Source organism: Vibrio sp. 10N.222.52.C12, assembly GCF_041474215.1.
Taxonomy (GTDB): domain Bacteria; phylum Pseudomonadota; class Gammaproteobacteria; order Enterobacterales; family Vibrionaceae; genus Vibrio; species Vibrio crassostreae_C.
On record NZ_JBFRTR010000050.1, the window covers coordinates 13,215 to 38,430 of the forward strand.

General features: G+C 45.7%; 17 protein-coding genes, 1 pseudogene and 1 riboswitch. Of the genes and pseudogenes, 9 read left to right on the plus strand and 9 right to left on the minus strand.

Features of this window, described 5'->3' with window-relative positions; genetic code table 11:
- Nucleotides 1-28 precede the first annotated feature (28 nt).
- Nucleotides 29-1,240 (plus strand): cysteine desulfurase CsdA, encoded by a 1,212-nt coding sequence (gene csdA / locus AB4623_RS09820; protein ID WP_372146294.1) that lies wholly within the window; start codon nt 29-31, stop codon nt 1,238-1,240.
- Nucleotides 1,241-1,309: 69 nt separating this feature from the next.
- Here csdA and csdE read toward each other — a convergent pair whose 3' ends face one another.
- The 4 genes from csdE to AB4623_RS09840 all read right to left on the minus strand — a co-directional run bounded on the left by csdE (nt 1,310) and on the right by AB4623_RS09840 (nt 4,402).
- Complete coding sequence (csdE, locus tag AB4623_RS09825; protein WP_017087709.1) at nt 1,310-1,738, minus strand: cysteine desulfurase sulfur acceptor subunit CsdE; 429 nt, start codon at nt 1,736-1,738, stop codon at nt 1,310-1,312.
- Between the two features lie 73 nt (nt 1,739-1,811).
- The gene (gene tcdA, locus AB4623_RS09830) at nt 1,812-2,621 is read right to left on the minus strand and encodes a tRNA cyclic N6-threonylcarbamoyladenosine(37) synthase TcdA (protein WP_102557806.1); all 810 of its coding nucleotides are present in this window, start codon (nt 2,619-2,621) and stop codon (nt 1,812-1,814) included.
- A 113-nt stretch (nt 2,622-2,734) separates the two neighbouring features.
- Entirely contained in the window at nt 2,735-3,847 is a 1,113-nt protein-coding gene (gene mltA, locus AB4623_RS09835; RefSeq protein WP_017064192.1) for a murein transglycosylase A, read from the minus strand.
- A gap of 81 nt (nt 3,848-3,928) precedes the next feature.
- Nucleotides 3,929-4,402, minus strand: coding sequence for a DUF2850 domain-containing protein (locus AB4623_RS09840; RefSeq protein ID WP_017064193.1), 474 nt, complete (start codon nt 4,400-4,402; stop codon nt 3,929-3,931).
- 161 nt (nt 4,403-4,563) lie between these two features.
- Here AB4623_RS09840 and argA point away from each other — a divergent pair, with 161 nt between their 5' ends.
- Both argA and AB4623_RS09850 read left to right on the plus strand, forming a co-directional pair.
- Nucleotides 4,564-5,901 carry an amino-acid N-acetyltransferase gene (gene argA / locus AB4623_RS09845; RefSeq protein ID WP_017064194.1) on the plus strand — a complete coding sequence of 446 codons (1,338 nt, stop codon included), beginning with the start codon at nt 4,564-4,566 and terminating at the stop codon, nt 5,899-5,901.
- 283 nt (nt 5,902-6,184) lie between these two features.
- Nucleotides 6,185-6,376 (plus strand): hypothetical protein, encoded by a 192-nt coding sequence (locus tag AB4623_RS09850; RefSeq protein WP_046224581.1) that lies wholly within the window; start codon nt 6,185-6,187, stop codon nt 6,374-6,376.
- A gap of 81 nt (nt 6,377-6,457) precedes the next feature.
- Here AB4623_RS09850 and recD read toward each other — a convergent pair whose 3' ends face one another.
- The 4 genes from recD to AB4623_RS09870 form a co-directional block, all read right to left on the minus strand.
- Nucleotides 6,458-8,668, minus strand: coding sequence for an exodeoxyribonuclease V subunit alpha (recD, locus tag AB4623_RS09855; RefSeq protein WP_372146296.1), 2,211 nt, complete (start codon nt 8,666-8,668; stop codon nt 6,458-6,460).
- Nucleotides 8,668-12,342, minus strand: coding sequence for an exodeoxyribonuclease V subunit beta (recB, locus tag AB4623_RS09860; RefSeq protein WP_372146298.1), 3,675 nt, complete (start codon nt 12,340-12,342; stop codon nt 8,668-8,670). Before recB ends, recD begins: the two co-directional genes overlap by 1 nt.
- A gap of 393 nt (nt 12,343-12,735) precedes the next feature.
- The gene (recC, locus tag AB4623_RS09865) at nt 12,736-16,212 is read right to left on the minus strand and encodes an exodeoxyribonuclease V subunit gamma (protein ID WP_372146300.1); all 3,477 of its coding nucleotides are present in this window, start codon (nt 16,210-16,212) and stop codon (nt 12,736-12,738) included.
- Between the two features lie 127 nt (nt 16,213-16,339).
- Nucleotides 16,340-17,290: a TDT family transporter gene (locus AB4623_RS09870; RefSeq protein WP_371725097.1), complete on the minus strand. Its 951-nt coding sequence runs from the start codon at nt 17,288-17,290 to the stop codon at nt 16,340-16,342.
- 208 nt (nt 17,291-17,498) lie between these two features.
- On the opposite strand from AB4623_RS09870, the gene AB4623_RS09875 reads away from it, so the two are divergent.
- The 5 genes and pseudogenes from AB4623_RS09875 to AB4623_RS09895 all read left to right on the plus strand — a co-directional run bounded on the left by AB4623_RS09875 (nt 17,499) and on the right by AB4623_RS09895 (nt 21,810).
- Nucleotides 17,499-18,395 carry a LysR family transcriptional regulator gene (locus tag AB4623_RS09875; RefSeq protein ID WP_048608012.1) on the plus strand — a complete coding sequence of 299 codons (897 nt, stop codon included), beginning with the start codon at nt 17,499-17,501 and terminating at the stop codon, nt 18,393-18,395.
- 88 nt (nt 18,396-18,483) lie between these two features.
- Complete coding sequence (locus AB4623_RS09880; RefSeq protein ID WP_008223840.1) at nt 18,484-18,777, plus strand: YebG family protein; 294 nt, start codon at nt 18,484-18,486, stop codon at nt 18,775-18,777.
- Nucleotides 18,778-18,931: 154 nt separating this feature from the next.
- A riboswitch (Fluoride riboswitch) is annotated at nt 18,932-19,016 on the plus strand.
- 194 nt (nt 19,017-19,210) lie between these two features.
- Nucleotides 19,211-19,903, plus strand: coding sequence for an iron-sulfur cluster assembly scaffold protein (locus AB4623_RS09885; protein ID WP_017071044.1), 693 nt, complete (start codon nt 19,211-19,213; stop codon nt 19,901-19,903).
- A gap of 23 nt (nt 19,904-19,926) precedes the next feature.
- Nucleotides 19,927-20,916 carry a GGGtGRT protein gene (locus tag AB4623_RS09890; protein WP_372118483.1) on the plus strand — a complete coding sequence of 330 codons (990 nt, stop codon included), beginning with the start codon at nt 19,927-19,929 and terminating at the stop codon, nt 20,914-20,916.
- A gap of 228 nt (nt 20,917-21,144) precedes the next feature.
- Nucleotides 21,145-21,810, plus strand: a pseudogene (locus AB4623_RS09895) (MarC family protein).
- 51 nt (nt 21,811-21,861) lie between these two features.
- Here the strand turns inward: AB4623_RS09895 and ushA are convergent.
- Complete coding sequence (gene ushA / locus AB4623_RS09900) at nt 21,862-23,562, minus strand: bifunctional UDP-sugar hydrolase/5'-nucleotidase UshA (protein WP_372146302.1); 1,701 nt, start codon at nt 23,560-23,562, stop codon at nt 21,862-21,864.
- A gap of 505 nt (nt 23,563-24,067) precedes the next feature.
- Here ushA and dapD point away from each other — a divergent pair.
- Entirely contained in the window at nt 24,068-25,099 is a 1,032-nt protein-coding gene (gene dapD / locus AB4623_RS09905; RefSeq protein ID WP_017059885.1) for a 2,3,4,5-tetrahydropyridine-2,6-dicarboxylate N-succinyltransferase, read from the plus strand.
- The last annotated feature ends 117 nt before the right edge of the window (nt 25,100-25,216 follow it).

A 25,216-nucleotide genomic window follows, 5' to 3' on the forward strand; every position in this document is an offset into this window, starting at 1 on the left:
CAATTTCCAAGATTTTAGGTAAGAATAGATGCTTGATATCAATCACATCCGAGAGCAGTTCCCTGCGCTATCACAAACCATCAATCAACAACCATTGATTTACTTAGACAGCGCGGCAACGACACAAAAACCTCAGGTAGTTATTGATGCCATTAGCCAGTATTACTCCAAGCAAAATGCCAATGTTCACCGCGGTAGCCATAGTTTAACAGCGAACGCGACCAGTCAGTTTGAAGCAGCCAGAGATAAGGTCGCTCAGTTTATCGGTGCAAGCTCTTCAAAAGAGATCATCTGGACTCGTGGTGCCACCGAGGCGCTCAATTTAATTGCTCAAACTTACGCAAGAAGTACTCTTCAGCCTGGCGATGAGATCTTAGTGAGTGAAATGGAGCATCACGCTAACATTGTCCCTTGGCAAATTGTGGCAGAACAAACCGGGGCTAAAGTCGTTAAAGTACCGATGACATCGGATTGTGAATTTGACCTAGTCGCGTTTGATACGCTTTTAAATGAACGAACCAAGATTGTTGCATTAGCTCAGATAACCAACGTGACGGGTTCTCGTCAGCCGATTGAAGCCGTCATAGAAAAAGCACACAAGATGAATGCGATTGTTGTGGTCGATGGTGCGCAAGGCATCGTTCATGAGTCAGTTGATGTTGCTGCTTTAGGTGCAGATTTCTACGTTTTCTCAGGTCACAAGCTCTATGCCCCTGCGGGTATCGGTGTGCTTTACGGCAAGCTTGAATTGCTCAAAGCGATGCCACCTTGGCACGGTGGTGGAAAAATGGTTGAGCGCGTCTCTTTTTCTGGCACTACTTTTTCACAGTTACCAGGGAAATTTGAAGCGGGCACGCCAAATGTGGCCGGAGCGATAGCATTAAGCACTGCAATAGAATGGTTACGTGGTTTTGCACAACAAGATGTCGAAAATCATATCCACCAACTACAACACGAGACTTATCTTGCGCTCAGTAAACTGGATGACATTCAGATTTTAGGGTATCAACCTAACGCAAGTGTGATTACTTTTGTGATGGATGGTGTTCACCATCAAGATATAGCGACTCTACTGGATCAGCAAGGTATCGCAGTACGTGCAGGACATCATTGTGCTCACCCATTAATGGATGCACTTAATGTGAAAGGAACGGTTCGAATTTCATTTGGTATTTACAACAACATGGATGACGTTGATAAGCTTATAGCTGCGATAGAAAAAGCCGTTGATATGCTTTAGGGTGTGGCGAGATTATTTAGGGTTGGCGTTTAGCGTCAACCCTTTTTGTTTCTGTGTATCTGAGTGATATTAAGCACTTAGCTCTTGGATTTGAGCAACAATCGCTTTTAGTCCATTACCGCGAGATGGGCTAAGGTGGGTAATTAAACCGATTTGTTCAAAGTAACCATCAATATCGAACGCTTGAACCTGCTCTGATGTTTTTCCATCATACGCAGCCATCACTAATGCAATCAGACCGCGCACGATACGAGCATCAGAATCAGCACAAAAATACCAAACACCGTCGATGTTCTGAGAAACTAGCCAGACTTGGCTTTCACAACCAGAAACTACAACCTGCTCACTCTTCAGCTCATCAGGCATGCTAGGTAATTTCTTACCCCATTGAATCACTTGGCGATAACGATCTTCCCAGCCGCTGAATGTCTGCATCTTCGCGACAATATCATCACTGGTAATTTCAGTGCCGAATGGAGAGCTTGGGAATGACATCATTTTAATATCCAATAGATTATGACTAAATGTACAGGTGACAATGGTTTAGTGTTCTCAAGCAAATAATAAAGAACTACTTAGAGTGCTTTTGAATCAGCTTTTCAACAATACGTGAAACAGCCACAAAACCAAAAGTCGCAGTGACCACTGTCGCAGCGCCAAAACCCGTCGCACAGTCCATGCGTTTTGGACCTTCCGCTGTTGCTTTCGCAGCACATACACTGCCGTCAGCTTGAGGGTATTTCAGCTGTTCAGTCGAGAACACACAATCGATACCAAACTTACGCGCAGGGTTCTTAGGGAAATTATGATGACGACGAAGGGTATCTTTTAGCTTCTTCGCGAGCGGATCTTGAATCGTCTTCGTCAGATCAGCCACTTTGATTTGAGTCGGATCGATTTGACCACCCGCACCACCAGTGGTGATCACCTTAATTTTGTTGCTACGACAATATGCCAACAGCGAAGCCTTAGCTTTCATGCTATCAATCGCATCGAGAACAAAATCGAACTCTTTCGACAAATACTCAGCCTGATTGTCAGGACCAATAAAGTCATCAATCAGGTTCACTTTACACTCAGGGTTAATCAACTTAACGCGCTCAGCCATCACTTCGATTTTGCTCTTGCCAACCGTACCCGACATAGCGTGGATCTGACGGTTGATGTTGGTCACACACACATCATCCATATCGATCAAAGTCAGCTCACCTAAACCAGTACGAGCAAGCGCTTCAACCGCCCATGAACCGACACCACCAATACCGATCACACACACGTGTGCTGCTCTAAGTATGTCGACTTCACTATTGCCATATAGGCGACGTGTGCCACCAAATCGTTGGTCATAGTTTTCTGAAGCTGGAGTGGTCAATTCACGCATTGTTGCCGCCAATTTATTTCTGAGAAAAAGAAAAGAGTGCGTTTTATACGCACTCTTGAATAAAAAGTCTAGGGGATTAGCGATTCGCTTTCAATGCCCTATTTTATTGTAGCTTACTCAACCTTTTCAGGAGGCAAAGCCCAAGGCGCTTCAGTTGCGCTGCCATCTAAACCGAGCTTCCACACACGACCAAAATGCTTGTAATGGCCCGCTTCTGTACCCGCTCGAGGGCCCATGCCGTGGTAAAGGTCCAAATGGTTTTGCTTAACCGCGCCGCCCGTATCCAAAACCAATAGCAGTCTTAGTTGATGAGCGCCGCTCCAAGTACCATCAGCATTCAATAATGGAACCTCAGCAAGAATCGGCGTCCCCATAGGCAAGATAGAGCGATCGCCCGCAACCGCCGCCATAGGTAATAGAGGAATGCCCGCGCTACCCATCACAGATAGGTCGTCTCTCGCTTCAAAAAACACGAAAGATGGGTTTTGCTCAAGCAGCTCTTTGACCACTTCAGGATCGTTTGCCAATACCCACTCTTTGATTGCTTTTAGCGACATTTTTTCGCGTGGAACTAAGCCTCGTTCAATCAGAACACGGCCAATGCTCACATAAGCTTTATTGTTCTTACCCGCGTAGGCGAAATACTGCAGCGTGTCATCATCACCGAAGTGTACAAATCCACTGCCCTGTACTTCCATCATAAATGGGTCGATACGGTTTGCTGAGTAACCTAACTCAAGGCCCTGACCTTCTAGTGCGCCGTTGTAAATCTCTTGGCGTGTTGGACACTCTTTACCACACTCAGGAAGCCCGTAAACAGGGTAACGATATTCTTCATTCGCTTCGTGGCGCAGCTCCATCACAGGAGAAAAGTAGCCCGTGAACAAAACATTGCCTTGTTTATCACCACCACCTAGTTGAGCGGTTTGAACGCCAAAATTCGCTAGCTCGCTTGGATCTCCACTCAGCATCGCCCACTCATTGAGTTGTTGATAAAGCGGCTCATAGATTTTAGCCATCGAAGGGGATTTAGAAACCACCATCTCAGCTTGTTCTGCAAATGCGGTGTAGTCTCTTGGTTTATTGGATTCAACCTGATCGACCTTATTCAAGGTGCGAGGAAATTCGTCATCAAGGTGTTGCTGAGCAAGATCAGTGGGTTGAGCACAGCCAAATAACAAAGAGGCAGCGACAAGGGGAAGCCATTTTTTAATCACAAGAGTCATCCTAAAAATTCTATGCATCGAGGATGACAAAAACAGTCAGATAACACAATCTTAGATTGTAAGAGTTTACAACAAGATAACCTATCGGACGGAGTTATCGATATGGCCCTTAAGGCGGAAGATGGGATTGTAGTGACTGTCAGAATCGAGCACCATTTCTGTATTGTCAGAATTGGTCATGCGGAAGCGATAGGTTTTATCACCCGCCTTGTATTCAAAGTAGTTTCCATCAAAGTCAAAGCTCGTCGAAACAACAGACCCACGAACTGACACACCATTAGCATTCAGAACAAACTCATCGGTCGCATAATGTGCAACATCTTGCTCTATCCAAGTGCCGTATATCAGATTGTCGGGCGTCGCCGCATTTTGCACTCGGGAAAGCACATCGCCGAACAAAGAAACCACCGCAAACGAACCCACTAAGGCTAGAACCATTAAACAGCGTTCAATGATCTTACGCTTCAACTTAGATTGATTGCGCTGATCAGCTTCGCTGTAGAGACCTTTGGTTATCTCATCGATTTTGTTCTTTGTTGCTGGAGCTTGTTGCATTCGGTGACTACTCATAAGGATGCTATGCGCATTCTACACTGAGACAGTTTATATATTGAAGCCTAGATAAGAATAGTTTGCGCTTTATTCCAAAAAGGTGTTGTTTACATTTGAATTTAAATGCTAAATTATCGAATAAATAAACAAAATGGACTTGTTCTGTGAAATTAAGAAGTACAGCGCTAGTAAAAGGTTTCAGACAATCAACCCCTTACGTAAATGCTCACCGTGGCAAAACCATGGTCATTATGCTGGGAGGCGAAGCCGTTGCCGACAGGAACTTTGGTAACATTATTAGTGATATAGCCTTGCTCCACAGCCTTGGAGTAAAGATTGTTCTCGTTCACGGGGCAAGACCGCAGATCAACCAATTGCTCGCCAAGCAAGATTGCCATACGCCTTATCACAAGAATATTAGGGTCACTGATGAATATTCTTTGGGCGTCGCTATGCAGGCTGCTGGACAGCTTCAACTTGCCATCACCGCACGCCTCTCAATGAGCTTAAACAACACGCCGATGGCAGGCACTCAACTCAATGTTATGAGTGGTAACTTCATTACGGCTCAACCGCTTGGCGTGGATGACGGTACGGATTATTGCCACAGCGGGCGTATTCGTCGAATCGATATCGAAGGGATCAATCGCACGCTTGACCAAGGTTCAATTGTACTGCTTGGCCCTATTGCCAGCTCCGTGACAGGCGAAAGCTTTAACCTACTTTCTGAAGAGGTCGCTACCCAAGTTGCTATTCGTCTAAAGGCCGACAAGCTGATTGGCTTCTGCTCCGAACAAGGGGTAACAGATGAACGCGGTAACGTGCTCGCCGAACTCTTCCCTAAAGATGCCAAGCAAATTCTAGAACGATTAACGGAATCTCAAAATCCTGCCGAAGACATGAGCACAGGAACACTGCGCTTCTTGAAAGGAGCGATCTCCGCTTGTCGAGCTGGTGTGCCTCGTTGTCATCTAATCAGCTACAAGGTAGATGGCGCATTAATCCAAGAGTTGTTCTCTTTTGACGGTATTGGAACCCAAGTGGTCATGGCTAGTGCCGAGCAAGTAAGACAAGCTCAGATCGACGATATTGGCGGCATCTTTGACCTTATTCGCCCTCTTGAAGAACAAGGCATCTTAGTGCGCCGCTCTCGAGAACAGCTAGAGCAAGAAATCCACCGATTTACCATTATTGAAAAAGACGGGCTGATTATCGGTTGCGCAGCGCTTTACGCATACCCGGAAGATCATATGGCGGAGATGGCGTGCGTGGCTATTCATCCTGATTATCGTGATGGCAACCGCGGGCAAATATTACTGGACTACATGCGTCATCAATCGAAGTCTCGTGATATCGACCAAATTTTCGTTTTAACCACACATAGCCTGCATTGGTTCCGTGAACAAGGGTTTTACGAGATCGGAGTTGATGAGCTACCGATGGAAAAACAGGGGCTGTACAACTATCAACGTAACTCAAAAATCTTAGCGTTAAATGTGTAAATAAAGTTTTGGACTAAAATCTCACTTCAAAAGAAAAATAATTGCAAATGTAATCGTTTTCTATATGAGATTTATTAACTATGCACTTTCACTCACACGTATAATTGTATAGAATTTAGACGCTTTAATAATCTTAACAAATGTTTTTATTGGAATTGCCATCTCGATAGTCATGTCGGACTCATTGAGGTGGTCACTGCACGGATTGCTATACCCGTTGACGGCCAGCACGCTAACATTAGCTCTGCTCGTTAATATAAACAGCAAAAAGAGCAATATTGATATGAGAACCATTGTTTGTAACTCGCTGCAAAGTTTTTGGGATATGGCTGATAACCAATTCTTAGAAGGGCTAGACGTACACTGCGTGTTCCCTGTTAGCGAGAATCTAAAAGAGTTTATTTTGAATTGCCAAGCAAAGTACAAGATAAACCACATATCGTTTACTCGAGCGTTTTTAGGCTCTGATTCCTAATAACGCTCAAAGCAACCAAGGATGGTTGCTTTGTGTTTGTCTAGCCCTAAGTTCAAAACCTTCTCTAGCCGTCCATAACGACTAATTCGTTAAGCGACTGCCTAAACCACTCACTCGCTCTGTTTTCACCTTAATCCCACGCTTCAACACATTTGTATCGCTGAACATCATCAGTCGTTTCTTCGCACGTGTAATACCTGTATAGATAAGCTCCCGCGTTAAAATAGGGCTGAAATCTGGCGGCAAGATCATTAAGGTCAGATCAAATTCACTACCCTGAGATTTGTGTATTGTCATTGCATAAGCCGTTTCATGATCGGGCACTCGGCTTGGTAGCACAGCTTTTACGCTGCCATCGGGCAACTCAAAATAGACCTTCAAACGAGGGGTTAAGTCAGGTTGACTAGAACCCGCCTCAAGCATACAGATACCAATATCACCATTGTACAAACCCAAGCCATGATCATTTCGCGTCACCATAACAGGACGTCCGTGATACCACAGCTCATCATTATGAGGGCTCACCAAACGCCTTGCGGCCAGTGCTCTTTCAATTCTGTGGTTGAGGCCTTTAACACCAAAATCCCCTTCACGAATGGAACACAACAGTCGGCATTGGCTGAACAAATCGAGTACCGATTTCGCTCTCGCTTCTTGAGTTTCTAACTCTTCCAACGGCACATTCATTCTATTGAGGTACGCACCATACTCGTTAACCAAAGTACGCAGCATCAGGTTATAGCTGTCACTCGACAGAGGGTGGTTTTCGATATCGCCAAAACCTTTGGCAAACACTTGGTCTACTTGATTCGCAGAACCATTATTGATTGCTTTTGCCAGCTGACCGATACCGGAGCGCGCATCGAAACGATAACTCTTCTGCAGCATACACAAGCTATCCGCAATCGCAGGCGGATTCACCGCTCCAGCTTTGTCTTGTCTTGGTTTAGCTATCGCATCAAAACCTGTCATCTCTGCAATCAAATTGCCTTGCGCTGTGCTGTACCCTGCAGAGTTGAATGAACAGATATCACCGAGCACAGCACCTGCCTCTACTGAAGCGAGTTGGTCTTTATCACCCAATAAGATGAGCCTTGCGTGCTCAGGAAGTGCATCCACCAGCTTATACATCATCGACAGATCAACCATTGAAGCTTCATCCACTACCAAGATATCAAGGTGGAGTGGATTGCGTCGGTTATGCCTAAACTCAGCACGGTTAGGAATCGCGCCGAGTAATCTGTGTAAGGTGCTCGATTCGGTCGGTATGTTGGCTTTCACTTCAGGCGCTAATGGCAGCTGTTCAATTGCTTTACCGATCGACTCGGTTAAACGCGCCGCCGCTTTACCCGTTGGTGCCACTAGCTTAATCGTTGGTGTTTTACCTTGGCTGAGATATTGCTCGACCATCGCCGACAGTAATTTGGTTACCGTGGTTGTTTTACCAGTACCCGGCCCACCAGAAATCACCGCAAAACGACGACTCAGCGCCACCGCTGCCGCGACTTTTTGCCAGTTCAAACATGCCGATAACGGCACCAAGTCGTCCAACACATCTAAGTCCGTCACCTGCTTAGCTTGTACAATCGCTTGGTCGATTGATCCCCAATCTAAAGCCTGCTCATTCACAATATCAAGATGGTCACACACCAATTGTTGGCGTAATACCTGAGACGTCTGCTGATTTGATTCAGGCCTGGCTAAGGCGTTAAACAGAAAATGATAGCTACGTGCAAAAAGCAGATTGAGCGTTTCAGTCAGCGCTTTTTTCTGCTCAGTATTGAACTCTACCGGCTTACTTAAACGGTTTAAGGTCTCAGCCAACACAACTTCGTAGTTCCAATAACGCTGTAAATAGACACGCTGCCCATCGAACATTAGAGGCTTAACACAATCGTTGGTCGTTCCCACTAAGTTTGATGATTGAAGCACAGCCACCCAATCAATACCCAACAGTTTTTGGTTCAATTGCAGTGCAGTTTCACCGTATAACCCAAGTAACTGAGCAAGATCTGCCGCTAGTTCAGGGCCTGTCGTATGCTGCTGTATAAGCTGAGTACAAATGTGTCCTTTGCCTAATTCATGGCTCACTACCCCCGCGAGAAAGCCGATCTCTTGAGGGTAGCTCGTGGCTTGCTGAGCAAGAAAACGGGCAAATTGATAATCCAACTGACGAATAGAACCCTTATCCGCAAGAAACTGGAGTACATCCATCAGTTGCTCAGGAATAAGTGAAACTGGCTTTGCTGTGTTCGCAGTATCTATGCCGGTATTAGTGGTCGTTGTTGTCATTATAAAAGCCCCATCTGTCCAGTTTCATCGTCATTCAATTGTGCCGAACGTCTGTCTATCACTTTACCGTCAATCAATTGATCCATTTCATCAAGTAAAGCCAGTGTTGGTTTCGCCGAGAAAATACCTTGCTGAGATTGGCCGTCCATTCCTCGTAAGAACAAGTAGTACACGCCACCAAAATGTTGTTCGTAGCTGTAATTGGCAACGCGGCTGCGTAAGAAACGGTGCAACGCCAATGCATAGATTTGATATTGCAAATCATAGCGATGGTCGGCCATCGCCGATTTCAATGCCTCGCCATGGTAGACAGCAACATCATCTCCTAAGTGATTCGATTTCCAGTCGAGTACATAGTATTTACCTTGGTGCTCAAACACCAAATCGATGAAGCCTTTCAACATACCTTGCACGGTTTGGAAACCTAGATCGCCCGCTTTGGCTGACAATGGATCGTGATATTGAATGGTTTGATTCAGTTCAGATGCAGCCAATACTTCGATCGGCAGTAAGAATTCCATCTCAACTAAACGTTGCGTCGAGTCTTTCTCGCTTAGCTTTAAGTTCTTGCCGTCTAATGCGGTGTTCAGCACTGTATCGACCAGTTGCTGAAGCACAGGTAGCCACTCTAATTCATATTGCTCTGATTCTAATAAGTGAGTGATTACTTGCGTGTTATGTTCACTGGTTGCTGGCTCGGTAAATTCAACCTCCTCAAACAAGGTGTGTAAGAAAGTACCTGGGCGAGCACCACGAGGGAACGTAAAGATAGAGCGTTCAGGCTCAATCAACTCAGACTCATCCTGCTCATCAGCCGAGTCAATATCAAAACCAGACACCTCAATGGTCGCGTCATGGCTCGCGCCGTGACTGCCTTGCTTTACAAGCCCCGAGTAACTGGTGATACGCCAAGCTCGGTCGATTGAAGCCTTGAGTTCATTAGCATGTAAGTCGTCACTCACTTGCTCTGTTTGTACAAACACCTGTTCATGAGCGGTTGGTGTTTCGGCTAACAGCACACTTGAATTTTTGCCTTCAATTGCCGTTAGAGCTTGATGCAATTCGGCAATACCCTGCTCTTGTCCGTTTTGAACCAAGTAGCCCATCGCACTCAAATGCACGCCTGTCGGTTCTTTGGTTGAACGCCCTTTACGCAGTGGCGCTATACCAATAAAACAGCCATAAACCGCACGAGTCAGCGCTACATAAACCAGGCGCAAATCTTCCGCTAGTCGTTCTTTATCGGCTTGCGCTAAGGCACTGTCGCTGCCAGTAATATCGAGTACTGTGGTGTCTGAATCATGGTCGTAGAACTTACCTTCACTCGCTTCACGATAGCTTGCAACGAACGGCAAAAATACTAAGTCATATTCCAAGCCTTTCGATTTATGAATGGTAACGATTTGAACCAAGTTTCTTTCTGATTCAAGGCGTTGAATGTCGTCGTCACTGCCACCTAAACCATTTTGTGCATCTGAGATTGCTTCAGCCAGCCAACGCAACAAGCCATAGTCACTGTCGAGTTCTTGTCTTGCTTGTTGCAACAATTCGCCAATGTGCATTAAATCAGTGAGTGAGCGCTCACCATTTTCTTCTTCCAGTAAGCGTTCCGCGAGATGTCGTTTACTGATCACGCTGCGAAGCATTGGCAACACGCCGCGCTGAAGCCACAACTTACGATATTCTCTAAACTCGTTAACGACGTTTTCCCACACCACTTCATCGTTGTTGAGTTCATCCAATGATGCGGCATCCAGAGCAAACAACTCCGACGCTAAACTGGCGCGTAATGCTCGGTCATTTTCAGGTGTCAGCACCGCCTGCAACAAACGTTGAATATCTTGTGCGACCAAGCTGGTGAACACACTGTCTCGGTTGGATAAATACACGCTCGCAATGCCTTGTTCCGACAACGCGTTCTTAATCAGACGACCTTCACTACCGGTTCGAACCAAAACAGCAATATCACCCGCATTCACGGCATGTTGTTTTTTGCCGTTATCAAAATAGGCTTGTTGATTTTGAGAAGCGGTCAGAATAGTTTGAATTTGACTCGCTGTCGCTTCTGCCATGGCCTTGTGATATTCACCCTTTGGTAACGGCTTATCTTCAGCCTCTTGCAGCCAAAAGGTAAGTGCGTGCTGAGTTTCTCCGTTCATCACCCATTGGCGTTTGTCGGCTGATGGACTGGCAGCAACGGGCAGAAATGGAATGTCTTGGTCGTAGATAAACGGGCTATCCGAATTCATAAACACTTGGTTTACCGCGCTGACCATATCAGCACTCGAACGCCAGTTAGTGCCTAACGTATAGTGAGCACTAACTTGGTTTCTTGCCTTAATGTAGGTAAAGATATCTGCACCGCGGAAACCATAGATAGCCTGCTTCGGGTCACCGATCATAAACAAGCCGCACTGCGGATTATCGAGGTAGATTCGGCTAAAAATACTGTATTGCAGCGGATCGGTATCTTGGAATTCATCGATCATCGCCACCGGGTATAAGGTACGGATTCTCTCCACCAGCAGTGACTGCTCATCGACATCGATCGACGCAGATAACTGGGTCAGTAGGTCATCAAACGATAACCACTGCTTCTGCTGTTTAGCCTTAGCTAACATGATTCGACAATGAGTAATCGCATGCGCCAGCAATGGAGCTTTTAGATCTACAGGAGAATTTAAGAAATTCTCAATAGCCTCAAACACCGCGTGCTGAGGCGCGGTGCCTTTTGGTGTTTTTTCAATTAACGTTGCTTGTGAGAACTTCTCTAGTTTATCTGGAAACTGGTAATCATGAGTGTCGCTCTGCGCCCATGCTGTCACAGCTTCTAACCATGTCGGCAGAGATTTCTTAGTGTAGCTACGCTTGTTCACATCCGAAGCAGAGATCAAAGCCAAAAAGTCCGCTTCGGATTCACACCACAGCGCTTTAAGTTGCTTCACTTTATCTAGGTTTTGGTTGTGCAGAGTTTGCAAGTCGCCCGACATCGCATCTACCGTCAATTTCAGCGGAGATCCTGTCAGATAACGATTTACGTCTGCTAATAACGCAGCAGGTGAACCCCAGATATTACGAACCTCACCAGCCAGTTGAATGGGCAGCGGGTAAAACTGTTTACGCCAATAGTCAGCAACTACTTGTGCTTTTAGGTGGCTTTCATCGGTCACAAATTCGTTATCAAAGCGGCTTCCAGACTCAAAAGCATTTTGAGTCAACATTCGCTGACAGAAACCGTGAATGGTGTATACCGCAGCCTCATCCATTTGTCTTTCAGCGTTAAGCAGAGTTTTAGCCGCGCCAGCATGATCATCGATGGCTTGTAACAAAGGCGCAATCACTGGGTCGTCACTTTGCCCACGTGCAAACGCAATGCGTGCATCATGAATACGAGCACGAATACGATCTCGCAGCTCTGCAGTTGCCGCTTCGGTAAAAGTCACGACTAGGATTTGATCTACAGTGAGCGGCTCATGGTGTCGGGTCGCTTCCGCGAGCTCACCTTGTGGTGCTGCCGTGCCGTGTCCGAGCAGTAGGCGTAAGTACAAGCCAGCGATGGTAAATGTTTTACCTGTACCCGCCGATGCTTCAATTAAACGCGCACCATGAAGTGGAAACGTCATGGTGTTGAGTGTCTGTGGAGCAATTACCTGAACACTGCTTGTGGTCGTCATGCCTTACTGCCTTCTGATAAATATGTTGTTACAAATGTGACCTAGCGTGGAAAACGTCATTCAATTTACGTCCTACGCTGATTTGTTAATAGTTAGTGCGATCTCTCTCACGGATCAATTCGGATCGCCTCGCTACTATGCGCCCACGAGTTCAGGAGCGCGATTCGAGTTTTATACTCATTGCCTACTTAGAACCACAGAATAATGGTCCCTCTGACCTGTGGCCGTACAGCGAACGCCCTACACTAATAATGATTTACTGGCGGCCACTTTATTTCCTGTACCTTGATTCCATTCATATTGAAAGCAAGCATCCCAAATGCTTAGTAGCGACTCTCTTTCACCATTCAATAATTCAGCGCAAACGCTACTGATCTTGTCGATCACTGCCACTTACTCCTGATCTTCCAGATCGGCAGCCGCCAACCTTGCCGCCTGTAACACAAGCGTTGAATACATACGCGACTCAGCAGCCAGCTCATCGTCCCATTTAGGCCAAATACGCGAGATGTAGGTATCTCGCCCCTCGCCTGTGAAAGCGAAGCTGTCATTAAAAGTATCGGCCATTTTCTTAAGTGACTTCTCTTCATCATCGACCCATTTACCACGGCTAAAGCCCGCTTCAACGCCAGCCAATGCGGTTTTCGGGAAGTAAGGCAGTGGTGCTGTCATACCTTGATAGAACAGTCGTACTAACTCCGCCAACAAACTCTTCGCCTGCTGCGCATCGCCAATAGGCTGTAGCGTTTGGTGAACCACGCCTTCTTTTCTGTCATAGCCAATAATATGAGTCGTTTTGCCGTGCCCCATCACTGCACAACACAAGTGATCGATCCACGCGGCCAAGTAATCTTGAGAGCGTATTTTGCCACTACGAAAACGCACTAAACCCGATTGATAGTTTTGAGTAAGCCAGCCCATCAAACGAACCGGTTTGCCTTCACCTAGCACGTCAAATTCAATATTTACCTCAAGATCTTGCTGTGGCTGCCCACTTACAAATCGAATCTCTTTGGCTAAGTCTTCTGCTTGAACACGGTTGGTTTCAAACTCGATATCACCAAAAGCACCAACCGGTAATCGACCTTGGGCTTTTTGCTCAGAAACAAACAAGCGAACCGCTTCATCTGCTCCTTCTGGGTGCTCCAACAGTACCTGCAGCAGCGCATCTTTAAGCTGGAAGCTTTCTAAGCCATTAAGCACGAACGGCTCGTCGTCTTCCATTACCGGAAGCGGTGGCTCAAACACTACCTTTAGGCGACGATTAAAGAAGTATTGCACTGGCAGGCGCCAGAAACGCTGTAGCTCAACCAAATCGAGTTCTAACGGATAAGTCACACCAAGCAAATAGTCATCCAAGGCACGATTGAATTCACCACTGCGCTCACCGGAACGGTTAGCTGCAGGAAGCCATTCTTTGGCGTAGCTCAATACATGACTTGCATCACCTTGTGTAAAGGCTGCCGGGCTGAACGGGGTCATGGTGTGCTCAAAGTTCATCGCTTGAGTCAGCTTGATACCAGAATCATCACTTGGTAGCGCTTGATCTGCACTTAGGCAGTAGTTCTGGTGGCAGTACTCAATCAACTCAGAAACCAATACCGACGGTACTCGCTCAGTATTGTCTTGAATCGAGCGGCCGACATAACTGATGTATAAACACTCTTGCGCCGACAACATCGCTTCTAAGAATAGATAACGGTCATCATCACGACGAGAACGATCACCTGGACGAGTGCGCCCATTCATTAAATCAAAACCTTCTGGGGGCATTGAGCGAGGGTAAACCCCGTCATTCATGCCTAATAGACAAACGGTTTTGAACGGAATAGAACGCATCGGCATCAAGGTACAAAAGTTAACTTGACCCGCTAAGAAACGCTGGCTAATACGCGCACCAGATAACTTATTATTGAGGTACTGGTAGATAATGCTTGGCGACAACTCTTGCTCATACAAGGCATCATCAAGCTGTTCATTTAATTGAGAAAGCGCATCACGAATCGACTTAAGCACCACCTCGCCTTCTAGTTCAACCGCAAAGAAGTCATCAATCATTTTCAGCAAGGTTTCACGCCACATATCGATGGATTGCGTCTCAGCAAGGCGTTGACGGTAATGGGCAATACGATCAATAAAGTGCGCTAACTTACCAGCAAGTTCGGCGTTAATACCCTGAACTTCGTTATAAGCAGCAATTGGAGAGTGTTCAGTTTCAAACAAACCTGCGGAATCCGACATCGCATACCCCAGTAACATACGCTGGATACCAAATAGCCAAGTATTTTGCTCGGTGGCAGGCAAATCAAACTCTGTTGCCGTAGAAGAATCGACGCCCCAGCGGATACCCGCTTCTTCAACCCACTGCTTAGCTTGTTCAAATTGAAATTCATCAATACCGAAGCGTGCCATCATCGCTGGGATTTCTAATAACTCTAGAAGTTCAGAAGCTAGACAACGCGTGTTCGGTAGCGCGACTAACTGCATGAACGCGGTCAGGATTGGGCTCTCTTGATCTGCGGTTCTATCCGAGATCGAGTAAGGGATATAACGCTCACCCGGAGCATTACCAAATACCGCCTGAATAGCAGGGCTGTAAGCATTGATGTCTGCCACCATCACAATGATATCGCGTGGCTTTAATGTCGGGTCAGCGTCAAACATTGCTAACAACTGATCATGAAGAACTTCAACCTCGCGCATTGGGCTGTGACAAGCGTGTACCGTCAACGAACGATCGCCCAGCTCAACCACTTGTTTATGGTTGCTGGAGTCTAAGATGTGATCGTCTTGGTGTTCTTCTAACTCAAGAATATCGGCTTGCAGTTGATGCAGCAGGCTGTCTCTCTCGACATCAATAAAGAACTCATGCTCTTCGCTGTCTAATTGAGACAGCAAGAACAGGTTATCTCTGCCCAGTTTACCCATAGACGCAAGTAAGCTATTACCTACCGCTTGGCTGGTATGCAGTTCGTCTTCAATATTGGCTTCAATGCCATCTTTTAATGGTGAGACTTCGCCTTCTAGCTGAGGTAAACCATCAACCAAAGCAAACTGCTTACGACGCTGCGCTTCCACTCTCGCCAAGTATTTACGGTCACGAATATCGCCCCAGTAATGTTGGCAAGGGTTGGTAAACATCAGGTGGACATCAATCTGTTCGCCAAGCGCTTTCAAGGCATCCATGTAGCGAGGAGGCAGTGACGAAATACCAAACACAAACAGACGTTTCGGCAGGTGTTGTAACTGGCCTTGTTGATTAGTTAACGCTTCAATGAAGTCGTGATACAAGTTACCACGGTGATATTTCGATTGACCTTGAGAGAGCGTTTGCTCGTAGAGTGCCTTCCACAAAATCGGCTGCCAAGGGTGCTCTTGTTGCCCTTCACTATCAATCAATTCTGCAACGGGTTCTCCCGCTTCCCACATCGCCATCCACTCAGGGCGATATACTAAGTAACCATCGAAGATATCGGCAATTTTCTCGGCTAATTGATACAACTTAGAGCTGTCTTCGTCGTTTTCAAGATAGCGCTGTAGGGGTAAGAAATCAGGGTGGTCAAGCTTCGCAGGTAGCAAACTCATCAGCTTCCACGTCATCGCTTCTTTGTTAAAAGCACTGCGTTTCGGTACGTCAGGAAGCACTTGGGTAAACATATCCCAAATGAAGGTTGCTGGAAGAGGAAAATCGATATTTGCTGCTACACCAAACTCTTTGGCGAGTTCCATCTTAAGCCATTGAGACATACCCGGGCTCTGAACCAAGATCTGCTCTTTTTCGAAAGGATTGGCTAAAGGATCACTTTTGATTAAGTGAACGAGAAGAATTTTTAAAGTATCAACTTTATTGGAATGGTAAACAGTAAACAAAGTGCACTCACGCTAATCTTGCCACAATATACTGCCAGATTAGCATAAGTGCTGAGTTTGGATGAGGAATATAAGCTTATGAAATACTGAAAACTTAAGCTCCGTTTATCTTTTGAACTATTGCCCTTTACAATCTGCCCGCTACCGCACTTAAAACACGGTGAGGTTTGTAGTTCATGTAGTAACGAACCGCCACATAACCTACCACCAACGTCGCAACAATCAGCTCTAAATAAGCTAGGTTAAACACTTGGTTAATGTAATGCGCTTCAATACCTTGTGCTTGCATCCACGCAGCCAATTTAAATAACGCTGTTGCACCAATCACGATTGGGAAGGTAAACGCTGCATAACCAGGGCTAAATGGAAGACGAAGTAGTTTGAAAAACGCCATATAGATAATGAACGTCATCAACACTGCAATACCAAATAGTAAACCAATGATCACAGGTGAAGGGTTAGCAGTAACGGTTAAGTAACCCGCCAAAGATAGGCTTGCCGGTGCTGCCATAATCGCAATCGTTGGTTTTGCAGCATCTGGCACTTCGTGAGAGAAGATCAAACGGTAAACCATGATTGGTAGCATTACTGCGTAAACCAATAAGCCGAATACCAAAGTCGCGTTAGCTACTGGCTCTAAAACTGGATTACCTGAGAAAGAGACGTCAGCGACGATAATACCGATCGGTGGCACAAACCAGCTTGGCACCATGTGGTGAATCTCAAAGTTTTTAGCTCTGTGGTACAAAAAGCTCATTAGAAACACAACATGCAAAGCCACAGAAGCCAACCACATAGCTTCTTGTAAGAATTGAGAGATTGGCGCCAAAGACGCTGACACCACCATGCACCCCATTGCAAATGTTGGTACCACACTGCCGACAACAGGGTGAGCAAGATCTTCACGCAATAGGTGACCATGAATCAAAAATTTCACAGCTAAAACAAGAAGTAATACCGCCGCAATGCCAGCACTGATCCACTGCACCAAACCCGGTGTGTGTAAGATACCTTGTGCGACTAGAACACCATCCCAACACCAGCCTAAGCTTGCAATTGCGAGTGCTAACCCTGCCATGGGTGTTGGAGCTCCTGTTAATCTATATTTAATACGTTGAATCATGTCAGCCTCTCTTAAACCTAATTCACTAAACTTGTGAACTCATCAGCTTGTTGAAGCCATAATACGCTTGCGCTTCGTTAAACAATATCCAATTATATATAACAAGTGTTCATCAATACTGAACAGAATCCATTTTCACCAGCAGAGTAAAACTAGGAATCTGATGGCTAATATTTCAATAAAACAGCTCAAAGTGTTCGTCACTATTACTCAGCACTCGACATTGACTGCTGCCTCTGAGGCTCTGTTTCTGTCTAAAGCTGCGGTCAGCATGGCACTAGGCGAAATGGAGAAACAACTCGGCCACTCTCTATTTGACCGGGTCAACAACCGATTAATTCTCAACCAAGAGGGACATAAGTTACTTCCATTGGCGGATGAAATATTACATCGTGCTGCTGGTATTGATGTTTTGTTCCGTGATGATCAGCCTTTAAGTGGCAATCTAAAGGTCGGCGCGAGTGACACGATTGGTAATCAGGTCGCACCGTTTATTTTGTCAGGCTTTCGCGAACGAACTCAACATCAGGATCAAAGCTTGTTCATTTCAAACAGTGCCCTGATCTGCCAAAAGTTGGTGGATTATGAACTTGATATCGCGCTAATTGAAGGAAAAACATTACACCCTGAACTCATTTCGAGTCAGTTTAGCAGCGATGAAATGTGTATTATTGTTAGTAATCAACATCCTCTCGTTTCAAAAGAAAAAGTGACTTTAAGCGATTTGGAAGATAGTCACTGGATTCTACGTGAATCAGGCTCAGGGACCCGCGAGTTTTTCCTTCGTGCCGTTGCGCCTCGCATCGAACATTGGTATGAATCCTTTGAACTCAACACCACTGAAGCGATCATCAATTCAGTTTCAGCCAATCTTGGATTCGCTTGTTTATCACGATTGGCGGCGCAACGAGCGATTGATTCAGGCCGAGTGAAAGCGCTCGATGTGCCACTCGACATGAAACGACGTTTCTGGATGCTGGTACACAAGGACAAATACCAGAGCCCACTACTGAAATCTTTCATGAGTTATTGTGAAGACTGGGCTACACATCAAGATTGAGGCCGCATTGTTAGGGCTCCAACTGGACTTTTAACATCAGAAACTGTATAAAAAGCCAGTAAAATTTATCAAACTTAGAGGATTAACCATGGCTGTTATCGTCAAGTACGTGGTGGAACGCAACGGAGAAGAGAAAATGACTTTTACCTCTAAAGCCGAAGCCGACGCATACGACAAAATGCTGGATATGGCTGATGAGCTTTTTGAACTTTTAGGCAAAAGCGATTTAGTTGAAGATGAAGGCAAGCAAGAAGAACTTGCAATGTACCTAGCAAAGAACAAAGAAGAAGTTCTTTACGCATTAGGTGCTAAGCGTAAGCCAGCTCCGAAAAAAGCTAAGAAGCTTGAAGCTGTTGAAGACGCAGAAGAAGATGCAGCTTAACTAGCTGATACCTTTCTAAAAAACGTCAATGACGCCTCTAATCAGAGTTCGTTATTGGCGTTTTTTATACTTATCGAAATATAATGAAGCTTGTTTATAGTCGAAATCGCTCTAAACATTCGCTTGCATGAAAGTGTGAGGAAGATCTAATCTATAGCCATCAGGTGATGGGGTTCCACCTAAGCTTTTGCTTCAACCGCCCGTTCTTTCCGAACAGTGCTAATGACTCCTACAGAATCGAAAACAGGTAATACTGTTGGACGTATCGCTATTCCTCCATTTTGAAATGGACTTAGTCTATTAAGACCAAGTTCCATGACACCTTTGGATTATCGATACTCAAGATCTGTAGTGAATTAGCCGCACCTCTTCCAACACGTCCTGTTTTCTCAACGCCCTAGGCCTTAAATGGCTCTATAAGTGAGAAAACATTATGCACTACTCTTCAGAAATTCAATCAATGTGCCCTATTCAAAGGGGTGATCTTCACAATTCAGCTCCAATTCCAGTTGAAGGCGCAATGGTTAGCCCAAAAGATGTCATCGCTATTTCTGGCTTAAGCCACGGTGTTGGCACTTGTGCACCACAACAAGGTGCTGCAAAACTGACTCTTAACGTAAAAAACGGCATCATCGAAGAAGCATTAATCGAAACGATTGGTTGTTCAGGTATGACTCAATCTGCCGCGATGGCTGCGGAAATCCTCACCGGAAAAACCATTCTAGAAGCGCTGAATACTGACTTGGTATGTGACGCGATTAACGTCGCGATGCGCGAAATCTTCCTGCAGTTTGTTTACGGTCGAACTCAGTCGGCTTTCTCTGAAGGTGGCCTAGAGATCGGCGCAGCACTAGAAGACTTAGGTCAAACACAGCGCAGCCAAGTTGGCACCAGCTACTCAACCGCAGCAAAAGGCGTTCGTTACCTAGAGCTTGCAGAAGGTTACGTAACCAAGCTTGCACTTGATGATCACAGCGAAGTGATTGGCTACGAATATCTCAACCTCGGCAAAATGATGAAGGCGATTAACCAAGGCGTGCCAGCGAATGAAGCGGCCGACCTTGCGACAGGGACCTATGGCCGCTTCGATGAAGCCGTGACCACTATTAACCCACGCCAACAGTAATTTTGCCAATTTAGAGGAAAGATATGATGAACACTCAATTTAATGAATCAGTAACTCGCGTATTGGCAGAAATGAACTTCGACTCGTTGGAGCAAGCAAACCAATACTGTTTATCACATAATGTCGACCCAAAAGCATTAGTGATGGACACCCAACCTATCGCTTTTGAAAGCGCTGCCGATGCTTATATCCTAGGCTCAGCACTGGCGCTATTTCGTAAAGCCACCAGCGCAGAACAAGCCGCTAATATTATTGGTGAAGGTCTTCAAGCATTCACCAAACCTGGCAGTGTTGCTGAACAACGCCAAGTTGGTATTGGACATGGCGCGCTAGCCGCTCGTCTTCTCAATGAAGAAAGTCACTGCTTCGCCTTCCTTGCGGGTCACGAATCTTTTGCTGCAGCAGAAGGTGCGATCAAAATCGCACTAAACGTCAACAAATCACGTCAAAACCCATTGAAAGTGATCTTAAATGGCCTAGGTAAAGATGCCGCTTATCTTATCTCACGCATCAACGGCTTCACTTACGTGCGCACTCAATACGATTACCAAACAGGTGAACTTGTTGAAACAGAACGTCGCCGTTTCTCACAAGGCCCTCGCGGCGACATCTTGTGTTACGGCGCTGATGATGTTCGTGAAGGTGTGGCTATCATGCACAGAGAAGAGGTGGATGTCAGTATTACGGGTAACTCAACCAACCCTACTCGCTTCCAACACCCAGTAGCGGGTATCTACAAAGCAGAACGCACTCGCCAAGGTTTGCCATACTTCTCAGTTGCTTCAGGCGGCGGTACAGGTCGAACATTGCACCCAGATAACGTAGCAGCAGGCCCAGCGTCTTACGGCATGACCGATACCATGGGCAGAATGCACGCTGATGCTCAGTTCGCAGGTAGCTCTTCAGTTCCTGCTCACGTGGCGATGATGGGCTTCATCGGCATGGGCAACAACCCAATGGTCGGAGCGACGGTTGCATTGGCTGTGGCAGTGAGTGAATCTCAACACGCATAACGACAAAGTGAGTCCCACAATCTGCCTGTTATGTAGAGTCTGTTAGTTGAGAATCAAGCAATAACGGACGACTAAAACTCTACACCTATCACTAAAACCAAACAGCCAGCCTTATGCTGGCTGTTTTTTATTCACATTTGCTCTACTATCTATTTCTAATAATTATTTGTATCTAAGATTAAATACATTCTGCTGTCGTATTTAACTACATATTTTCAAAGGAATAATATGAAAGAGCTCATCATTCATACCATTACCGTGTTCATGGGCTTTTTTGCCATCATGAACCCTATCGCCAACACACCGATCTTTCTTTGATTAACAGGTGATAATGATAGGGAAACGGTCAAGTCTATCGCTTTCCGCTCAGTGTTCATCGCCTTCATCATCGTCAGCACCTTTGCTGTCTCGGGTAAACTCATCTTCGACCTCTTTGGTATCACGCTTTACGCGCTTCGTATCACCGGCGGGATCCTCGTGTTCTTGATTGGCTTTCATATGCTGCAAGGTGACTCAACACACTCTAAAGCAAAAGAGAAGGTCAACTCAGACGCTCAACAAGATGCGGCGCTCAGTATCGCCGTCTCGCCACTGGCAATGCCAATATTAGCCGGACCGGGCACCATTGCCACCGCGATGAACTTTGCCAGCACCGAAGGCATCTACGAAACCATCGTCGCCTTTGGCCTACTATGCGCCTTAACCTACGTATTGTTTGTATTTGGCGAGCGCTTCGTTAAAGCCGTTGGACCAAGCGCACTGAACGTGATTACTCGAATGATGGGGTTGATACTCGCGGTAATCGGTATGCAGATGTTGATTGAAGGGATTGAGCAAGCTTATAAGGCACCGTTTGTTTCAGCTCAGAACAACAAATTTCTGATACAAAAATAGCCAGCGATTCGCTGGCTATTTTCTTTGGCGCTTTTGTTTACGAATTATAAATTAGTTCGCAGGGCAGCCTTTTACTTCTAAACCTTTACTCATGTAGATTAGATCACCATCCGCTGGTGCGTAATTCGCTGCAGTGACATCAGGGTTCTTAACAAAGAATTCGCGCAGTACCGAGGCATCCGTTAACTGTGTCGATTCAACGTCAATTACTGGGTAGTCATCACCACCAGCCGCACTGAAACTGATCACGGAGAACGTGTAAGTGTCTGCTAAATCAAAACCTTTGCCATTGATGTCTCGAATGGTCACATCACTCAAATCGCAGTCAACCGTTAAGCTGATATTGTCGAGTTGGGCATAAGCGCCGGATCCTGCAGTCTTCGTCGCAACAACGTCCAAATACGCTTTTACTTCAGCACCTGTCATCGTTGCTTTAGTCACGAAGTTCCCGAAAGGTTGAACCGTCAGTACATCACGATAAGCAATGTCTCCTGCCGCAATTGAGTCACGGACACCACCAGAGTTCATTACACCAAAGTCAGCATTCACCAATTCATAAGTGCGGTATGCTTCTCCTAACAAGTGACCAAGATTAGTTTGTTCTGAACGAACAACATCACGATCACCTTCCAGTTTTGCATCTGTCTTTGAGATGATGACATCGAGGAGATCTTGCCCTTGTTGTTGATATGGGTAGAGAGTAGCTTTTACAGCTGCATCAGGCTTTATTTCAGATTGAATAAACTGATAATCACCGTTTTCATCCTTCTCTTTTAGGTTCACAGGAACCAGATCGTACTTCGCTAAATGCAGTTTGCCGTCATAAAACTCAAAGTCAGCTCTGCCTACATACTTACCCCACTCGTGAGCTTGCATGATGTAGGTACCATTTTGCTGATCAGGTTTGCAGTCATCCCCTGGGTTGAAGTCGGCGTATTCATTGCCTTCCATACAAACAGGGGTTTGAGAGTGTCCACCAATAATTGCATCTAGCTGACCTTCTTCTAGAGAGCGAGCAAGCAATACATCGCCAGGCGCTTCACTACCATGCTGACCATCTGCGTAATGCCCCATATGCGTGGTAGCAAAAATCAGGTCAACCGTTTCATTGGCCTCTATTTCTTTTATGGCTTTTTTGATTTCAACTTGTGGGTCGGCAAAGTGAATTGTCGCGACGTTGTCAGGATTAACTAATTTAGCCGTATCTTTGGTTGTCAGGCCAATAACAGCAATCTTTAAACCATTAATGGTGAATACTTTATATGGAGAGAAAAGGCGTTCATCAGTAACTGTGTCTCCATCTTTGATATAAATATTCGCCGCAAGCATCGGGAAGTCAGCTAGCTCAGATTGCATCTCAAGCACATCCAAGGTGTTGTCGAATTCATGGTTACCTAATGCCATCGCATCGTAACCAAGAAGGTTCATGCCAACAAAATCTGGTATCGCATCCTGCATATCAGACTCTGGAACACCAGTATTAATGTCACCACCGGACAGTAGGATCGTCTCACCACCGTTTTGAGTCACTTCCGCACGAATACTATCAATCAACGTCTTACGAGCCGCCATTCCATACTCACCCTTACTATTTTCCCAGAAGCGACCATGGTTATCGTTGGTATGTAAAACAGTAAACTTGGTACAAGAAGCGGCAGTGTCACATGTCACTGCGATATCGTCACTGTCCGAGCCACAACCAACCATCGCTACGCCGATAGATAACACCAGTAAAGACTTAGTAAAATTCATAGAAGATCCTTTATTAATCGTTTTAATGTCGTTATGGCAGGCAATATACTGACATCTTGCAGGGTTTTAGTGATCGTTCTCTTAATTACATGTCTGGAAAGTTGAGTATTTACCCTAACTGTAGGCACAAGCGATTAATCAACAGAAGTCGAATAATTCTGATAATAAACATGAGCTTATAAAGAAAGTGTGACTCACTCTATTGATACGGCTAACAAGAGGATGGACTAAAGATAAGTGTCAGGCATGGAAATGAAATGGCACCGCGCTACTTAAGTAAGAACGCCCATATTTAAGAGCGAGGTATAATATCCGGATAATGAAAACTATCTCTCAAAAGACAAGCAATATCATTTTACAGACTTTATCCCGATACGCCCTTTCATAACGAGGGCGCTCTCTTTATGATGAACGCAATTAAATTAACTTTGCTAACGGCAGCGCTTGTTATTCGATCCGTTGTTTTGGAATAGCAAAATCAAGACTCAACACATGGAGATTCAACATGGCTTATTTTTCACTAGCCTTCGGTACGGCAACCAAAAATCGCGACAATAAAATCATTGAAGCGTTCTTCCCTAACCCGCTTCTAAACCCAAGCGACGCTCTTGTAGCAGCTGTAGCTGAAGTGTCAGGTTACGCTGAAGGCAACCAAGCTATCGAAATCTCTGCTGCACAAAGCGCAGAACTGGCGAAAGCATTCGCAGCAAACGATGATGCAGCTAACGCATCTTTCGCAGAAAAAGCGGCAGCGTCTGAACAGCCACTTGTTCTTGTTGTTCTTGCTACTGACGAGAAGCCAGCATCAGTTGCTGAAGGCTTCCTAAAGCTACAACTTATCTCTAACCGCCTAGTACAACCACACGGTACGGTACTGGACGGCATCTTCGGTCTACTGCACAACATCGCATGGACAAACGAAGGCCCTATCGACCTACCTGAGCTGGCTGAGCGTCAAATCGAAGCTCGCCTTGCAGGTCGTGCTCTGTCTGTAGATTGCGTAGACAAGTTCCCTAAAATGGTGGACTACGTAGTACCAACAGGTATTCGTATTGCTGACACTTCTCGTGTTCGTCTTGGCGCACACGTAGGCGAAGGCACAACAGTAATGCACGAAGGTTTCATCAACTTCAATGCTGGTACAACTGGCGTGAGCATGGTTGAAGGTCGTATCTCTGCGGGTGTTGTTGTAGGTAACGGTTCAGACATCGGCGGCGGCGCTTCTATCATGGGTACTCTGTCTGGTGGCGGTACGATGGTTATCTCTATCGGCGAAAACTGCCTACTGGGCGCAAACGCTGGTCTTGGCTTCCCTATGGGCGACCGTTGTACGGTTGAGTCTGGTCTTTACGTGACTGCGGGTACTAAGGTTCGCATGTTAGATAAAGAAGGCAACGAAGTAGAGATCATTAAAGCTCGCGATCTAGCTGGCGTTTCTGATCTTCTGTTCCGTCGTAACTCAATCACTGGCCAAATTGAATGTCTTGCGAACAAGTCTGCTGTTGAGCTAAACAGCGAACTACACAGCAACAACTAATCTAAGCGCTAGATGCTAGATGCTAGATGCTAGATGCTAGATGCTAGATGCTAGATGCTAGATGCTAGAAAATAATAAGCCGCTGGGGTTCAATCCAGCGGCTTTTTTGTATGTTCT

What these genes read in the sequence shown, in the direction of transcription:
- csdA (WP_372146294.1), top strand. Translation starts at nt 29, where the DNA reads ATGCTTGATATCAATCACATCCGAGAGCAGTTCCCTGCGCTATCACAA.
- csdE (WP_017087709.1), bottom strand. Translation starts at nt 1,738, where the DNA reads ATGATGTCATTCCCAAGCTCTCCATTCGGCACTGAAATTACCAGTGAT.
- tcdA (WP_102557806.1), bottom strand. Translation starts at nt 2,621, where the DNA reads ATGCGTGAATTGACCACTCCAGCTTCAGAAAACTATGACCAACGATTT.
- mltA (WP_017064192.1), bottom strand. Translation starts at nt 3,847, where the DNA reads ATGACTCTTGTGATTAAAAAATGGCTTCCCCTTGTCGCTGCCTCTTTG.
- AB4623_RS09840 (WP_017064193.1), bottom strand. Translation starts at nt 4,402, where the DNA reads ATGCAACAAGCTCCAGCAACAAAGAACAAAATCGATGAGATAACCAAA.
- AB4623_RS09850 (WP_046224581.1), top strand. Translation starts at nt 6,185, where the DNA reads ATGAGAACCATTGTTTGTAACTCGCTGCAAAGTTTTTGGGATATGGCT.
- recD (WP_372146296.1), bottom strand. Translation starts at nt 8,668, where the DNA reads ATGACAACAACGACCACTAATACCGGCATAGATACTGCGAACACAGCA.
- recB (WP_372146298.1), bottom strand. Translation starts at nt 12,342, where the DNA reads ATGACGACCACAAGCAGTGTTCAGGTAATTGCTCCACAGACACTCAAC.
- AB4623_RS09870 (WP_371725097.1), bottom strand. Translation starts at nt 17,290, where the DNA reads ATGGCAGGGTTAGCACTCGCAATTGCAAGCTTAGGCTGGTGTTGGGAT.
- AB4623_RS09875 (WP_048608012.1), top strand. Translation starts at nt 17,499, where the DNA reads ATGGCTAATATTTCAATAAAACAGCTCAAAGTGTTCGTCACTATTACT.
- AB4623_RS09880 (WP_008223840.1), top strand. Translation starts at nt 18,484, where the DNA reads ATGGCTGTTATCGTCAAGTACGTGGTGGAACGCAACGGAGAAGAGAAA.
- AB4623_RS09885 (WP_017071044.1), top strand. Translation starts at nt 19,211, where the DNA reads ATGCACTACTCTTCAGAAATTCAATCAATGTGCCCTATTCAAAGGGGT.
- AB4623_RS09890 (WP_372118483.1), top strand. Translation starts at nt 19,927, where the DNA reads ATGATGAACACTCAATTTAATGAATCAGTAACTCGCGTATTGGCAGAA.
- ushA (WP_372146302.1), bottom strand. Translation starts at nt 23,562, where the DNA reads ATGAATTTTACTAAGTCTTTACTGGTGTTATCTATCGGCGTAGCGATG.
- dapD (WP_017059885.1), top strand. Translation starts at nt 24,068, where the DNA reads ATGGCTTATTTTTCACTAGCCTTCGGTACGGCAACCAAAAATCGCGAC.